13 protein-coding genes are annotated in these 16458 nt (G+C 60.9%); 11 read left to right on the top strand and 2 right to left on the bottom strand.

The window, feature by feature from the left end:
* The first annotated feature begins 61 nt into the window (after positions 1 to 61).
* The gene (locus AC1DWG_RS10095) at positions 62 to 1411 is read left to right on the top strand and encodes a CoA transferase (protein WP_477787715.1); all 1350 of its coding nucleotides are present in this window, start codon (positions 62 to 64) and stop codon (positions 1409 to 1411) included.
* A gap of 144 nt (positions 1412 to 1555) precedes the next feature.
* On the opposite strand, the gene AC1DWG_RS10090 is transcribed toward AC1DWG_RS10095, so the two are convergent.
* A complete protein-coding gene (locus AC1DWG_RS10090; protein ID WP_477787714.1) occupies positions 1556 to 2419 on the bottom strand; it encodes a DNA-3-methyladenine glycosylase family protein in 864 nt (287 codons plus the stop codon).
* Positions 2416 to 2550 (bottom strand): hypothetical protein, encoded by a 135-nt coding sequence (locus AC1DWG_RS10085; protein ID WP_477752567.1) that lies wholly within the window; start codon positions 2548 to 2550, stop codon positions 2416 to 2418. The genes AC1DWG_RS10090 and AC1DWG_RS10085 overlap by 4 nt, the downstream gene beginning before the upstream one ends.
* A 440-nt stretch (positions 2551 to 2990) precedes the next feature.
* On the opposite strand from AC1DWG_RS10085, the gene arcD reads away from it, so the two are divergent.
* From arcD to gcvT, 10 genes are all read left to right on the top strand, one after another.
* Positions 2991 to 4418 carry an arginine-ornithine antiporter gene (arcD, locus tag AC1DWG_RS10080; RefSeq protein WP_477752515.1) on the top strand — a complete coding sequence of 476 codons (1428 nt, stop codon included), beginning with the start codon at positions 2991 to 2993 and terminating at the stop codon, positions 4416 to 4418.
* Between the two features lie 33 nt (positions 4419 to 4451).
* Complete coding sequence (gene arcA / locus AC1DWG_RS10075; protein WP_477752516.1) at positions 4452 to 5708, top strand: arginine deiminase; 1257 nt, start codon at positions 4452 to 4454, stop codon at positions 5706 to 5708.
* 24 nt (positions 5709 to 5732) lie between these two features.
* On the top strand, positions 5733 to 6743 hold the full coding sequence (locus AC1DWG_RS10070) for an ornithine carbamoyltransferase (protein ID WP_477762790.1): 1011 nt from the start codon (positions 5733 to 5735) through the stop codon (positions 6741 to 6743).
* 77 nt (positions 6744 to 6820) lie between these two features.
* Complete coding sequence (arcC, locus tag AC1DWG_RS10065; protein WP_477787713.1) at positions 6821 to 7750, top strand: carbamate kinase; 930 nt, start codon at positions 6821 to 6823, stop codon at positions 7748 to 7750.
* A gap of 63 nt (positions 7751 to 7813) precedes the next feature.
* A complete protein-coding gene (locus AC1DWG_RS10060; RefSeq protein ID WP_477752518.1) occupies positions 7814 to 8176 on the top strand; it encodes a DUF5064 family protein in 363 nt (120 codons plus the stop codon).
* Between the two features lie 175 nt (positions 8177 to 8351).
* Entirely contained in the window at positions 8352 to 9860 is a 1509-nt protein-coding gene (locus AC1DWG_RS10055) for a sigma-54-dependent transcriptional regulator (protein WP_477762788.1), read from the top strand.
* A gap of 456 nt (positions 9861 to 10316) precedes the next feature.
* Positions 10317 to 10700, top strand: coding sequence for a glycine cleavage system protein GcvH (gcvH, locus tag AC1DWG_RS10050; protein WP_477762787.1), 384 nt, complete (start codon positions 10317 to 10319; stop codon positions 10698 to 10700).
* 11 nt (positions 10701 to 10711) lie between these two features.
* Positions 10712 to 13564, top strand: a complete 2853-nt coding sequence (gene gcvP, locus AC1DWG_RS10045; protein WP_477787712.1) for an aminomethyl-transferring glycine dehydrogenase — start codon at positions 10712 to 10714, stop codon at positions 13562 to 13564.
* Positions 13565 to 13670: 106 nt separating this feature from the next.
* The gene (locus AC1DWG_RS10040) at positions 13671 to 15047 is read left to right on the top strand and encodes an L-serine ammonia-lyase (protein ID WP_477762785.1); all 1377 of its coding nucleotides are present in this window, start codon (positions 13671 to 13673) and stop codon (positions 15045 to 15047) included.
* A gap of 36 nt (positions 15048 to 15083) precedes the next feature.
* Entirely contained in the window at positions 15084 to 16208 is a 1125-nt protein-coding gene (gene gcvT, locus AC1DWG_RS10035) for a glycine cleavage system aminomethyltransferase GcvT (RefSeq protein ID WP_477762784.1), read from the top strand.
* Positions 16209 to 16458: the final 250 nt, after the last annotated feature.

Here is a 16458-nt window from a genome sequence, read left to right as displayed (position 1 = left end):
GATTTCATCTGATCTGGATTTTTTCAACTAAGATCGGGCTCTCGTTCCGGAGGGCCCTTCGATGACTGATCTGCTGACGTCCATTCAAGCCGCACTCGGTTTGCCTCACACCCCGATTCCATTCACGTCCAGCGGCGCCCTGCCCTCGGCGTTTGCCGTCACGGATCTGGCCTGCGCCAGCATGGCCACCGCCGGCCAGGCCGTCAGTGAACTGCTGCACCAACAAACCGGACGCCTGCCCGATCTTGAAGTTGACCGGCGTTTGGCATCCTTCTGGTTCTCAACCTCGATTCGCCCGATCGGCTGGAGCGTTCCGCCGCTGTGGGATGCGGTGGCCGGTGACTACGCCACCCGCGATGGCTGGATTCGCCTGCACACCAACGCGCCCCACCACCGCGCCGCCGCCGAAAGCGTGCTCGGTGCCTGTACCGACCGTGCAGCGATGGCTTGCCAAGTGGCGCAATGGGCGAAAAGCGAGCTGGAGCAGGCGGTAGTCGATGCCGGTGGCTGTGCCGCCGAAATGCGCACCTGGGATCAATGGCAGACCCATCCTCAAGGCCAGGCGGTAAATGCCGAACCCTTGATTCATTTCACCAACCACCCTGGCCAGAGCGACAAACCGTGGGCGGGTTCAGTGGCCCGGCCACTGTCGGGCATCAAGGTGCTGGACTTGACCCGGGTACTGGCAGGCCCCATCGCCAGCCGCTTTCTGGCAGGCCTGGGCGCTGATGTCTTGCGCATCGATCCGCCGACCTGGAACGAGCCGGGGGTGGTGCCGGAAGTCACGTTGGGAAAACGCTGCGCGCGTCTTGATCTGAATGACAGGTCCGACCGCGGCATATTCGAATGCCTGCTCAAGGATGCCGACATTCTGCTCCACGGTTATCGCGCCGATGCACTGGAGCGACTTGGCCTGGGCATGAATGAGCGCCGGCAACTGAACCCAGGCCTGATCGATGTTTGCCTCAACGCCTATGGCTGGAGCGGCCCCTGGCAAAACCGCCGGGGCTTCGACAGCCTGGTGCAGATGAGCAGCGGCATTGCCGAAGCGGGCATGCGCTGGAAACAGGCGGACAAGCCGACACCGTTGCCGGTGCAGGGCCTCGATCACGCCACCGGGTATTTGATGGCGGCCAGTGCGATCAGGTTGTTGGCAGGACATTTGAGCAGCGGGATGGGGGGATCGGCCCGGTTGTCGTTGGCGCGTACGGCGAAGTTGTTGATCGAACAGGGTGCCGGCCCGAGTGAACCGTTGCGTGGCGAAGATCAAAACGATCAGGGGATACAAGTTGAGCAAACACCGTGGGGACCGGCGCATCGGTTGCACGCTCCGCTGAGGATCATGGGAACGCCTTTGCAATGGGCCTTGCCTGCTACTGAATTGGGTTCCCATCGCGCGCAGTGGTGGTGACGGTGAGATAGCCTTCGCTGGCAAGTCGGATCGCCGCAACGCAGCTCCTACAGGTATTCGCGGAGCACGGACGAATACGATCTACTGTAGGAGCTGGCTTGCCAGCGAAGGCGCCAGACCATTCAGCACAGAATCCGGATCAGCTCAGTCCGCCCGACTCAACGAAGTCCACAGCACCTGCGCCGCATACCCTCGATAAGGCCGCCAGCTTTCGGCTCGCGCCAAAAGCTGCCGCGCCGTCACCGGCCCACCCTCCAGCGCCGCCAATGCATTGATCAACCCCACGTCGCCATTGGGAAATCCATCCATCTCCCGCAACTGTCGCAACGCAATGTATTGCGCCGTCCAGTCGCCAATCCCGTGCAAGGCCAATAACCGCGCTACGCCTCCCTCCCGACCGGGCTCGAACAACCGTGGATCATCGAGTAATGCCTGGGCCACCCCCGACAACGTCCGGCCTCGGCTTTTCGGCATGCCCAGCGCGGCCAGATCTGCGCCTGCCAAAACGCTGGCCTCGGGAAACACATGGGTCAACCCCGGCAACTGTGAATGGAATGGCGTGCCGTACTGCGCCACCAGTTTCCCCGCCAATTTGATCGCCGCCACCACTGTGATCTGCTGCCCCAGTACCGCGCGGATCGCCAACTCCAGGCCATCCCACGCCCCCGGCACACGCAGCCCGGGGTGCTCGGCAATCAGCCGCGCCAGCAGCGGATCAACTGCCAGGTGCCGGTGAATCGTGGACAGGTCGGCGTCCAGATCAAACATCCGCCGCACGCTTGCGACGATTGCAGGGGCGGCGCCCGGATCAGGAAAATCCAGGGTCAACTCAAGGGCATCCAAGGTGCCAGGCTGGATCGAGAACATACCGCAAGCACCGTTCAAACCGATGCTGCGCGAATACACACCGTCGACCACCGTTTCCAACCCGACAATCGCCCGCGCCGACAAAAACCCGAGCAGCGCCGGCCAGTCATAGGGTGGCTGGTACGCCAGCAACAGCTTCACAGACTCAACAAGCCGCTGTACACGCCATAGGCCGCCAGCCCCGCATAACCCAGAGCGATGCCAGCAATCATCGAACCCACCACCAACGCGATCAACGCGCTCAGGCGAAGCTTGTTCGGTGATTGCGACATCGTTGCATCTCCATTTTTGGGGGCGGCAACTGCCGCGAAGTCGTCACATAACGGGCGGCAACTAAACTGATGAAGAGTAATAACGTTTATTGGATAACGCCAACAAGCTTCTTTTTTACTTGCACAAAATGGCTATTTTTACACCGATATAATCATTTGTTTTATACGTCTTTTTAATACATCAATTCAGTACAAAAAATGCATGAATAAAATTTGCAGATTTTGAAAAACCAACTAGCGTCATAATTCGAAACAAATGCTAAAAAGTTCTTGAATAATCTGCAGAAGCCTCTAGAACAGGCATTACAGGCAGCAACATTGTAAATGATGGCACTCCGCCAACAAACTGGGAACGCTCTCATTTAGTGATCTAAGTCAGCTGATTGAGCAGTCAACGGAATTAGTCTGTTGCCTCTCTTCTCCTGCATTGGAGTCATGCAATGTCTGAAGCTCCCGGAAAACTGAAACTCGGCGCGCTGGTTGCGTTAGTCGTGGGTTCGATGATTGGTGGCGGGATCTTTTCCTTGCCACAAAACATGGCCGCCAGTGCCGATGTCGGCGCCATTCTGATTGGTTGGGCGATCACCGCCGTCGGCATGCTCACCCTGGCGTTTGTGTTCCAGACCCTGGCCAACCGCAAACCCGACCTTGATGGCGGGGTTTACGCCTACGCCAAGGCCGGTTTCGGCGACTACATGGGCTTCTCGTCCGCTTGGGGGTACTGGATCAGTGCCTGGCTGGGCAACGTTGGCTACTTCGTCTTGCTGTTCAGCACGCTCGGCTACTTCTTTCCGCTATTTGGGGAGGGGAATACCCCTGCCGCCGTGATCGGCGCCTCGGTGCTGCTCTGGGCCGTACATTTCCTCGTACTGCGAGGAATAAAGGAAGCAGCGTTCATCAACCTGGTGACCACCGTCGCCAAGATCGTGCCGCTGCTGCTGTTCATGTTGATTGCATTGTTCGCCTTCAAACTGGACATCTTCACCGCCGACATCTGGGGCCTGAAGAACCCGGACCTGGGCAGCGTGATGGACCAGGTACGCAAAATGATGCTGGTCACCGTGTGGGTGTTCATCGGCATCGAAGGCGCGAGCATCTTTTCGGCCCGGGCGGAAAAGCGCAGCGATGTGGGTAAGGCCACTGTGATCGGCTTCGTCACCGTGCTGCTGTTTTTAGTGCTGGTCAACGTGCTGTCGCTGGGGATCATGACCCAGCCGGAACTGGCCAAACTGCAGAACCCCTCAATGGCCGCCGTGCTGGAACACGTGGTCGGTCACTGGGGTGCGGTGCTGATCAGCGTCGGTTTGATCATCTCGTTGCTGGGGGCGTTGCTGTCGTGGGTGCTGCTGTGCGCGGAGATCATGTTCGCCGCCGCCAGGGACCACACCATGCCGGCGTTTTTGCGCAAGGAAAACGCCAACCATGTACCGGTCAACGCCCTGTGGCTGACCAACGCCATGGTGCAGATTTTCCTGATCATCACGCTGTTCTCCGCCAGCACTTACCTGTCGCTGATCTACCTCGCCACCTCGATGATCCTGGTGCCGTACCTGTGGTCGGCGGCCTACGCGTTGCTGTTGGCGGTGCGTGGCGAAAGCTACGAAGGCGCGGCGGGCGAACGGCAGAAGGATCTCATCATCGGCGCCGTGGCCCTGGTCTACGCGATCTGGCTGCTGTACGCCGGCGGCATCAAGTACCTGCTGCTGTCCGCCCTGCTCTACGCCCCCGGCGTGATCCTGTTCGCCAAGGCCAAGCTGGAAATCAACAAACCGGTTTTCACCAACGTCGAGAAGCTRGTTTTCGCTGCGGTGGTCGTCGGCGCCGTGGTGGCGGCCTACGGTCTCTATGACGGCTTCCTGACTCTGTAACTCCCTTGTTTTGTCATCTGGAGGATCACTGTAATGACCACGGAAAAAGTTAAGTACGGCGTCCATTCCGAAGCCGGCAAACTGCGCAAAGTCATGGTTTGCTCCCCAGGCCTGGCCCATCAGCGGCTGACCCCGAACAACTGCGATGAACTGCTGTTCGATGATGTGCTGTGGGTGGCCCAGGCCAAGCGCGACCACTTCGACTTCGTCACCAAGATGCGCGAACGCAACATCGATGTGCTGGAAATGCACAACCTGCTGACCGACATCGTCGCCATCCCCGAAGCCCTGGACTGGATTCTGGAACGCAAGATCACCGCCAACTCGGTGGGTCTGGGCCTGATCAACGAAACCGCCTCGTGGCTGCGCAGCCTGGAGCCGCGCAAGATCGCCGAGTTCCTGATCGGCGGCGTATCGGGCGATGATCTGCCGACCAGTTTCGGTGGCAAGGCCATCGAGATGTTCCGCGACTTCCTCGGCAACTCCAGCTTCATCCTGCCGCCGCTGCCCAACACCCAGTTCACCCGCGATACCACCTGCTGGATCTACGGTGGCGTCACCCTCAACCCGATGTACTGGCCGGCGCGCCGTCAGGAAACCCTGCTGACCACCGCCATCTACAAATTCCACCCCGCGTTCACCAACGCCGACTTCCAGATCTGGTACGGCGACCCGGACAAAGACCATGGCAACGCCACCCTTGAGGGCGGTGATGTGATGCCGATCGGCAACGGCGTGGTGTTGATCGGTATGGGCGAACGCTCGTCGCGCCAGGCCATTGCGCAACTGGCGGTGAACCTGTTCAAAAACAAGGCCGTCGAGAAAGTGATCGTCGCCGGCCTGCCGAAATCCCGCGCGGCGATGCACCTGGACACCGTGTTCAGCTTCTGCGATCGCGACCTCGTCACGATCTTCCCGGAAGTGGTGAACCAGATTGTCGCCTTCACCCTGCGCCCCGATGAAAGCAAGGCCGGTGGCATCGACATCCGTCGCGAAGAAACCAACTTCCTCGATACCGTGGCCCAGGCCCTGAACCTCAAAGCTTTGCGCGTGGTGGAAACCGGCGGCAACAGCTTCGCCGCCGAACGCGAGCAATGGGACGACGGCAACAACGTAGTGGCCGTGGAACCGGGCGTGGTCATCGGCTATGACCGCAACACCTACACCAACACCCTGCTGCGCAAGGCCGGTGTGGAGGTCATCACCATCAGCGCCGGCGAACTCGGCCGGGGACGGGGCGGCGGCCATTGCATGACCTGCCCGATCATCCGCGACCCGATTGACTACTAACCTGTTCACCTTAGGAGATCCAAAATGGCGTTCAATATCCATAACCGCAATCTGCTGAGCCTGGAACACCACACCCCTCGCGAATTGCGCTACCTGCTCGACCTGTCCCGCGACCTCAAGCGTGCCAAGTACACCGGCACCGAACAGCAGCATCTCAAGGGCAACAACATCGCGCTGATCTTCGAAAAGACCTCGACCCGCACCCGCTGTGCGTTCGAAGTTGCAGCCTATGACCAGGGCGCCAACGTCACCTACATCGACCCGAACTCTTCGCAGATCGGCCACAAGGAAAGCATGAAGGACACCGCCCGTGTGCTCGGGCGCATGTACGATGCCATCGAGTACCGTGGCTTCAAGCAGGAAATCGTTGAGGAACTGGCCAAGTTCGCCGGTGTGCCGGTGTTCAACGGCCTGACCGACGAATACCACCCAACGCAAATGATCGCCGACGTGCTGACCATGCGCGAACACGCCGACAAGCCGATCCACGAGATCAGCTACGCCTATCTCGGCGATGCGCGTAACAACATGGGCAACTCGCTGCTGCTGATCGGCGCCAAGCTCGGCATGGACGTGCGCATCTGCGCGCCGAAGGCCCTGTGGCCGGCGGACGACCTGGTGGCTCGCTGCAAGCAATACGCAGAAGAAAGCGGCGCGCGCATCACCCTCTCCGAAGACCCGAAAGCCGCCGTCAAGGGCGTGGACTTCATCCATACCGATGTGTGGGTGTCGATGGGCGAGCCGGTCGAAGCCTGGGCCGAGCGCATCCAGCAACTGCTGCCGTATCAGGTCAACGCCGAACTGATGAAAGCCACCGGCAACCCACGCACCAAGTTCATGCACTGCCTGCCGGCGTTCCACAACAGTGATACCAAGATCGGCAAGCAGATTGCCGAACAGTACCCGCACCTGAAGAACGGCATCGAAGTGACCGATGACGTATTCGAGTCGCCAGCCTGCATCGCCTTCGAGCAAGCGGAAAACCGCATGCATACCATCAAGGCGATTCTGGTGTCGACGCTGGCGGATCTCTAACGGCTGATCATGTCCTCTTGATCGCTCACTGACCCGTAGGAGCTGTCGAAGGCTCCTACTCTAGAAGGACTAGCACCATGCGTATCGTCGTTGCTCTGGGCGGTAATGCCCTGCTCCGCCGCGGCGAACCGATGACCGCTGACAACCAGCGCGTCAACATCCGGATCGCCACCGAACAGATCGCCAAGATCCATCCCGGCAACCAACTGGTCATCGCCCACGGCAATGGCCCGCAAGTCGGCCTGCTGTCATTGCAAGCGGCGGCCTACACCTCCGTCACCCCTTACCCGCTGGACGTGCTCGGTGCCGAAACCGAAGGCATGATCGGCTACATCATCGAACAGGAACTGGGCAACCTGCTGGACTTCGAAGTGCCCTTTGCGACCTTGCTGACCCAGGTCGAAGTCGATGCCAATGACCCGGCCTTCAAGAACCCCACCAAGCCCATCGGCCCGGTCTACAGCAAGGCCGATGCGGAAAAACTCGCCGCCGAAAAAGGCTGGACAATTGCCCCGGACGGCGACAAATACCGTCGCGTGGTCGCCAGCCCGAAACCCAAGCGCATCTTCGAAATCCGTCCGATCAAATGGCTGCTGGAAAAAAGCAGCATCGTGATCTGCGCCGGTGGCGGCGGCATTCCGACCATGTATACCTCACCCGGCAAACTCGAAGGCGTCGAAGCGGTCATCGACAAAGACCTGTGCTCGGCGCTGCTGGCCGAACAGCTGGAAGCCGATCTGCTGGTGATCGCCACCGACGTCAACGCCGCCTTCATCGATTTTGGCAAACCCACGCAGAAAGCCATTGCCCAGGCACACCCCGACGAAATGGAAAAACTCGGCTTCGCCGCCGGCTCCATGGGACCGAAGGTGCAGGCAGCCTGCGAATTCGCGCGCCATACTGGAAAAGTGGCGGTGATCGGCTCGCTCGCGGACATCGAAGCGATCGTCCAGGGCAAGGCCGGCACACGCATCAGTACGGCGACAGCGGGCATCAGCTATCAGTAAACAAAACTGCGGGGCCGGCCTGAGGCCTGCCCTGATTCAAGACCTTTTGAAGGAGAGTCAACAATGGCAACGTTCGAGCCGGGTCACCTGCACATCGAGCGACACGCGCTGAACAAGGACGACGTCAGCTACAACATCTACCTCGACTATGAAGTCAGTCAGGACCCCAAGGAAGGCAAAGGGATGCTGTTCAAAATGCACGGCAGCATTCAGAACAAAGACATGAGCGAGTCGTTCTTCCTGCCCAAGGACATGGCCTACAACTTCGCCAGCAACGTCACCAAGATTGCCGAGAAGTACGGTGTCCCGAAAACCCATAGCAACATCGGTTCGGTGCACAAACATTACGACGCCATGTTCGAAGACGTGCGGGTGCAGCTGAACATGAAATCGGGCGACCCGGTCAAACCCGAGCACCTGGAATAACGTTTGGAAGATCAAAAGATCGCAGCCTTCGGCAGCTCCTACAGGGGAATGCGTTCAGCGTAGGAGCTGCCGAAGGCTGCGATCTTTTCAAGCCATCCCCCATCGCCGATTTCACCTCCCCCCTCCTCCAAGGCATACTTGCCTCCCTCCGCACTGCAGAACCCAAGACCGCCCCATGCGTATCCACGTCAGCTTCATCGACCGCGTCGGTATCACCCAGGAAGTCCTGGCCCTGCTCGGCGGGCGCAATCTGAACCTGGATGCGGTGGAAATGGTCCCGCCCAATGTTTATATCGACGCCCCGACCCTGAGCGCGCAAGTGCTCGAGGAACTGCGCGATGCCCTGTTCAGCGTGCGTGGCGTACAAGCGGTGACGGTGGTCGACATCCTGCCCGGCCAGCGTCGTCACTTACAGCTCGACGCGTTGCTCGCAGCCATGACCGACCCGGTGCTGGCACTGGACAGCGACGGCAAGGTGCTGCTGGCCAACCCGGCCCTGATCGCCCTGTACGGCCGCGAACCGGACGGTGAAAGCGTGGCCGAGCTGTTTGCCGACCCGGCCTTGCTCGACGCCCTGCTCGAACACGGCTTTCGCCTGCCGCTGCGGGAAATCACCGTCAACGGCCAGACCTTATTGCTCGACGCCACACCGATCACCGACGCCGGCGCCCTGCTGACCCTGTATCAACCGAACCGCATCGGCGAACGCCTTTCCGCGCTGCACCATGACCACGCCGAAGGTTTCGACGCACTGCTCGGCGAGTCCCCGGTGATCCGCACCCTCAAGGCGCGCGCCCAGCGGGTGGCGGCCCTCGATGCACCGCTGCTGATCCAGGGCGAAACCGGCACCGGCAAGGAACTGGTGGCCCGGGCCTGCCACGCCATCAGCGCCCGGCACAGTTCACCGTTTCTGGCGTTGAATTGCGCGGCATTGCCAGAGAACCTCGCCGAAAGCGAACTGTTCGGCTACGCCCCCGGCGCTTTCACCGGCGCGCAGCGAGGCGGTAAGCCAGGACTGATGGAACTGGCCAACCAGGGCACGGTGTTTCTCGATGAAATCGGCGAGATGTCGCCGTACTTGCAGGCCAAATTGCTGCGTTTCCTCAACGACGGCAGTTTTCGCCGGGTCGGCGGTGACCGTGAGGTCAAGGTCAACGTACGGATCCTCAGCGCGACCCACCGCGACCTGGAAAAAATGGTCAGCGAAGGCCTGTTCCGCGAAGACCTGTTCTATCGCCTCAACGTCCTCAACGTTGAAGTGCCACCCCTGCGCGAGCGCGGCCAGGACATCCTGCTGCTGGCCCGCTATTTCATGCAGCAGGCCTGCGCGCAGATCCAGCGCCCGATCTGTCGCCTGGCGCCGGGCACTTACCCGGCGCTACTGGGCAACCGCTGGCCGGGCAACGTGCGGCAATTGCAGAACGTGATCTTCCGCGCCGCGGCGATTTGCGAAAGCAGCCTGGTGGACATTGGCGACCTCGACATCGCCGGCACCTCGGTAGCGCGCCAGAGCGACAATGACGTCGACAGCCTGGAACAGGCCATGGACGAGTTCGAGAAAACCCTGCTGGAAAAGCTCTACATCAGCTATCCCTCGACCCGGCAACTGGCGACCCGCCTGCAAACCTCCCACACCGCGATTGCCCATCGGTTGCGCAAGTACGGCATTCCCAACAAGGCCTGAGGCCTTGAGTCCACAGATGGCGGGCTATGTACACCAACCCGTGTAGGAGCTGCCGCAGGCTGCGATCTTTTGACTTTGATCTTATGGTGCCTGCGACAAGATCGCAGCCTGCGGCAGCTCCTACGGAACGGATTGTCACTTCGAAAACTTCTTCACCTGTTTAAAAACGACCTCCATCTGTACTGAAAGCGCTACAGCGGAACGATATCGCTACACCCCTCTCCGGTCACGGCTGTGCAAGGCTTTGATCCACCTCGGCTTTCATCCTAGACATATGCCGTATCGATTTCGCTACAACGATTGAATTTCAACCTTTGTCTAAACAACCTAAGTTATTGATAAATAACAGTAAAAACAACGTTGGCCGTGTTCTTGCTATGTACTCCCCCATAACCCGGGCATCGCCCAAGCATTCAATCGCGTCCACCAGACGAGTCTGGCCCCTTAGGAGTTTCCATGAGCGAGTTGCGTTTTACTGAAGATCACGAATGGCTGCGCACCGAAGCTGACGGCAGCGTCACGGTCGGCATCACCGCTTTCGCACAGAACGCCCTGGGCGACGTGGTTTTCGTTCAACTGCCTGAGCTGCAGTCCTACGACAAAGGCGCCGAAGCCGCCACCGTGGAATCGGTAAAGGCTGCCAGCGGCGTGTACATGCCGCTGGACGGCGAAGTGCTGGAAGTGAACCCGGCGCTCGACAGCAGCCCTGAACTGGTCAACGAAGATCCGCTGGGCGAAGGCTGGTTCTTCCGCTTTAAACCTGCCGATGCCACCGCTGTCGGCCAACTGCTGGATCAGGACGCCTACGACCGCCTGATCAAAGCCCAAGCCGAAGCCTGAGGAGCACCGACATGACTCAAATAAATTTGACCACCGCCAACGAATTCATCGCCCGTCACATCGGCCCGCGCGCCGGTGACGAGCAAGCCATGCTCAACAGCCTCGGCTTCGACTCCCTGGAAGCCCTGAGCGCCAGCGTGATTCCCGACAGCATCAAGGGCACCAGCGTCCTCGGCCTGGAAGACGGTTTGAGCGAAGCCGATGCCCTGGCCTTGATCAAGTCCATCGCGACTAAAAACCAGCTGTTCAAGACCTTCATCGGCCAGGGCTACTACGGCACCCACACGCCGTCGCCGATCCTGCGCAACCTGCTCGAAAACCCGGCCTGGTACACCGCCTACACCCCGTACCAGCCAGAAATCTCCCAAGGCCGTCTCGAAGCGCTGCTGAACTTCCAGACCCTGATCAGCGACCTCACCGGCCTGCCGATCGCCAATGCCTCGCTGCTGGACGAAGCCACCGCCGCTGCCGAAGCCATGACCTTCTGCAAACGCCTGAGCAAGAACAAGGGCAGCCACGCCTTCTTCGCCTCCGTGCATTGCCACCCGCAGACCCTCGACGTACTGCGCACCCGTGCCGAGCCCCTGGGCATCGACGTGGTGGTTGGCGACGAGCGCGAACTGACTGACGTGACGCCGTTCTTCGGCGCACTGCTGCAATACCCGGCGAGCAACGGTGACGTGTTCGATTACCGCGAGCTGACCGAACGCTTCCACGCCGCCAATGCCCTCGTTGCCGTGGCTGCCGACCTGCTGGCCCTGACCGTGCTGACCGCGCCGGGCGAATTCGGCGCCGACGTGGCCATCGGCAGCGCACAGCGCTTCGGCGTGCCGTTGGGCTTCGGTGGCCCGCACGCGGCGTACTTCTCCACCAAGGACGCGTTCAAGCGTGACATGCCGGGCCGCCTGGTCGGTGTTTCCGTAGACCGTTTCGGCAACCCGGCCCTGCGCCTGGCCATGCAGACCCGCGAGCAACACATCCGTCGCGAGAAAGCCACCAGCAACATCTGCACCGCGCAAGTGCTGCTGGCCAACATCGCCAGCATGTACGCCGTGTACCACGGTCCAAAAGGCCTGACGCAAATCGCCAATCGCGTGCATCACCTGACTGCGATCCTGGCCAAAGGCTTGAGCACATTGGGCCTGAGCGTCGAGCAAGCGAGCTTCTTCGACACCCTGACCGTGAAGACCGGCGCGCAAACCGCCGCCCTGCACGACAAGGCGCACGCCCAGCGCATCAACCTGCGCGTGGTCGATGGTGAGCGCCTGGGCCTGTCCCTGGACGAAACCACCACTCAGGCCGACGTTGAAACCCTGTGGAGCCTTCTGTCCGACGGCAAGGCCCTGCCGGACTTCGCCGCCCTCGCCGCCTCGGTGCAGAGCGCCATCCCGGCCACGCTGGTACGTCAGTCGCCGATCCTCAGCCACCCGGTGTTCAACCGCTATCACTCGGAAACCGAGCTGATGCGTTACCTGCGCAAACTGGCGGACAAGGACCTGGCGCTGGACCGCACCATGATCCCGCTGGGTTCGTGCACCATGAAACTCAACGCCGCCAGCGAAATGATCCCGGTGACCTGGGCCGAGTTCGGTGCCCTGCACCCGTTCGCCCCGGCCGAGCAAAGCGCCGGCTACCAGCAATTGACCGACGAGCTGGAAGCGATGCTCTGCGCCGCCACCGGTTATGACTCGGTTTCGCTGCAACCGAACGCCGGCTCCCAGGGTGAATACGCAGGTCTGCTGGCGATCCGTGCCTACCACCAGAGTCGTGGCGAAGACCGTCGCGACATCTGCCTGATCCCGTCGTCGGCCCACGGTACCAACCCGGCCACCGCACAAATGGCCGGCATGCGCGTGGTCGTCACCGCCTGCGATGCCCGCGGCAACGTCGACATCGAAGACCTGCGCGCCAAGGCCATCGAGCACCGCGAACACCTCGCTGCGCTGATGATCACCTACCCGTCGACCCACGGTGTGTTCGAAGAAGGCATCCGCGAAATCTGCGGCATCATTCATGACAACGGCGGCCAGGTGTACATCGACGGCGCCAACATGAACGCCATGGTCGGCCTCTGCGCCCCGGGCAAGTTCGGCGGCGACGTTTCGCACCTGAACCTGCACAAAACCTTCTGCATCCCCCACGGCGGTGGCGGCCCGGGCGTCGGCCCGATCGGTGTGAAATCGCACTTGGCGCCATTCCTGCCGGGCCACGCACAGATGGAGCGCAAGGAAGGCGCCGTTTGCGCGGCACCGTTCGGCAGCGCGAGCATTCTGCCGATCACCTGGATGTACATTCGTATGATGGGTGGCGCGGGCCTCAAGCGTGCTTCGCAGCTGGCGATCCTCAATGCCAACTACATCTCCCGTCGCCTCGAAGAGCACTACCCGGTGCTGTACACCGGCAGCAACGGCCTGGTGGCGCATGAGTGCATCCTCGACCTGCGCCCACTGAAAGACAGCAGCGGCATCAGCGTCGATGACGTCGCCAAGCGCCTGATCGACTTCGGTTTCCACGCGCCGACCATGTCGTTCCCGGTGGCCGGCACGCTGATGATCGAGCCGACCGAAAGCGAATCCAAGGAAGAACTGGACCGCTTCTGCGACGCCATGATCCGCATCCGCGAAGAAATCCGCGCAGTGGAAAACGGCACCCTGGACAAGGACGACAACCCGCTGAAAAACGCGCCGCACACCGCCAAGGAACTGGTCGGCGAGTGGTCGCACCCGTACAGCCGTGAGCAGGCGGTGTACCCGGTTGCGTTGTTGATCGAAGGCAAGTACTGGCCGCCGGTCGGTCGCGTCGACAACGTGTTCGGCGACCGCAACCTGGTCTGCGCCTGCCCGTCGATCGAAAGCTACGCTTAAACCAATGAGTGGGGCGGAATCATCCGCCCCACTCAAGAACACCGCAAATCTCCTGTAGCACAGCATCTCCCGTGATACGCCTATAACAAGAAACCGGAGAACCACCATGTCGTTAAGCGTGTTCGACCTGTTCAAGATTGGCATCGGCCCCTCCAGCTCCCACACCGTCGGTCCGATGCGCGCCGCTGCGCGTTTCGTCGAAGGCCTGCGCCGTGAAGGGCTGCTGACGGCCACCACCTGCGTCAAGGTCGAGCTGTACGGCTCGCTCGGCGCCACCGGCAAAGGCCACGGCAGTGACAAGGCTGTGTTGCTGGGCCTGGAAGGTGAACACCCGGACACCGTGGATACGGAAACCGTCGCCGCGCGCCTGCAAGAAATCCGCAGCAACGGACGCTTGAACCTGCTCGGCGAACACAGCATTGCGTTCAACGAGAAAGAACACCTGGCGATGATTCGCAAACCGTTGGCGTATCACCCCAACGGCATGATTTTCCGCGCCTTCGACGCAGCGGGCCTGCAAGTCCGTAGCCGCGAGTACTACTCGGTCGGCGGCGGTTTTGTGGTCGATGAGGACGCCGCCGGCGCCGATCGCATCGTCGAAGACGCCACCCCCCTGACCTTTCCGTTCAAAAGTGCCAAGGATCTTCTCGGTCATTGCGTCAAATACGGGCTGTCGATCAGCCAGGTGATGCTGACCAACGAAAGCGCCTGGCGCCCGGAAGCGGAAACCCGCACCGGCCTGCTGAACATCTGGCAAGTGATGCAGGACTGTGTCGCCGCCGGATGCCGTAATGAAGGCATCCTGCCCGGCGGGCTGAAGGTCAAGCGCCGGGCCGCCGCGCTGCATCGGCAGTTGTGCAAGAACCCGGAATCGTCGTTGCGCGACCCGCTGTCAGTGCTCGACTGGGTCAACCTGTACGCCCTGGCGGTCAATGAAGAAAACGCCAATGGGGGGCGCGTGGTCACCGCCCCCACCAACGGCGCGGCCGGGATCATTCCAGCGGTGCTGCATTACTACATGCGCTTTATCCCGGGTTCCAATGACGACGGCGTGGTGCGTTTTCTGCTCACTGCCGCGGCCATCGGCATTCTGTACAAGGAAAACGCTTCGATCTCCGGCGCCGAAGTCGGCTGCCAGGGCGAAGTCGGCGTTGCCTGCTCGATGGCCGCCGGTGCCTTGTGCGAAGTGCTTGGCGGCACTGTGCAACAAGTGGAGAACGCCGCGGAAATCGGCATGGAACACAACCTCGGACTGACCTGCGACCCGATTGGCGGGCTGGTGCAAGTGCCTTGCATCGAGCGCAACGCCATGGGCTCGGTCAAGGCCATCAATGCCGTGCGCATGGCCCTGCGCGGCGACGGGCAACACTTCGTTTCCCTCGACAAGGTCATTCGCACCATGCGCCAGACCGGCGCCGACATGAAAAGCAAATACAAGGAAACCGCCCGTGGCGGTTTGGCGGTCAACATTATCGAGTGCTGATGTGCGCTCATCTGCACCCTTCTTCAGGAGCTGAATATGTCCACCGAACAACTGTTGAAAACCCCGTTGCACGCACTGCACATCGAACTCGGCGCGCGCATGGTGCCGTTCGCCGGCTACGACATGCCCGTCCAGTACCCGCTGGGCGTGATGAAGGAACACCAGCACACCCGCGACCAGGCCGGGCTGTTCGATGTCTCGCACATGGGCCAGATTCGCCTGACCGGCGCCAATGCCGCCAAAGCCCTGGAAACCCTGGTGCCGGTGGACATCATCGACCTGCCGGTGGGCATGCAGCGCTACGCCATGTTCACCAATGCGACGGGCGGCATCCTTGACGACCTGATGGTCGCCAACCTGGGCAACGACGAACTGTTCCTGGTGGTCAACGCCGCCTGCAAGGATCAGGACCTGGCACATCTGCGCAAGCACATTGGCGACCAGTGCACGATCGAGCCGCTGTTCGAAGAGCGCGCCCTGCTCGCCCTGCAAGGCCCGGCAGCCGTGACCGTGCTGGCACGCCTGGCCCCTACAGTTGCAAAGATGACCTTCATGCAGTTCGCCCGCGTGAAGCTGCTGGGCGTGGACTGCTTTGTCAGCCGTTCGGGTTACACCGGTGAAGACGGCTACGAAATTTCCGTACCCGCCGCCAACGCCGAAGCACTGGCTCGCGCACTGCTCGCTGAAGCCGAAGTGGCCGCCATCGGCCTTGGCGCTCGCGACTCCCTGCGCCTGGAAGCCGGCCTGTGCCTGTACGGCCACGACATGAACACCGACACCACCCCGATCGAAGCAAGCCTGCTGTGGGCGATCTCCAAGCCACGTCGCGCTGATGGCGCACGGGCCGGCGGCTTCCCTGGCGCCGAAAGCGTATTCGCCCAGCAACAGGCAGGCGTGAACCGCAAACGTGTAGGTTTGTTACCGCAGGAACGTACACCCGTGCGTGAAGGCGCCGAGATCGTCAACGAAGCCGGCGACATCATCGGTAGCGTCTGCAGCGGCGGTTTCGGGCCAACCCTGGGCGGGCCGCTGGCCATGGGTTATGTCGACAGCGCTTATATCGCACTGGACACACCGGTTTGGGCGATCGTTCGTGGGAAAAAGGTGCCTTTGCTTGTAAGCAAAATGCCATTTGTTCCACAACGCTACTATCGCGGCTGATTGACTGTTCCTATAAGTAACGCGGTTGCGTTAACGGTGTACTAATGTGTAACGCAACCGCCATATAACAGTGCATCGTTTGGCTATAAGCTTCGATTATGAACTTTGCTTATAACGATCGAAAACATTTGAACAGGGTTAGCGAATAAGGCCGCACTAGTGGACTTACTTTGCCATCAACCTGAGGAAATACGGGGCCCTCACAGGGCTTGTTTTTTCTCCCGTAGTTGGCGTAGAGTTTGTTCACTGT

This window comes from Pseudomonas sp. P4_B3, assembly GCF_056402295.1.
The sequence above is the reverse complement of the archived record's forward strand: the minus strand, read 5'-3'. Positions and strand labels throughout refer to the sequence as shown.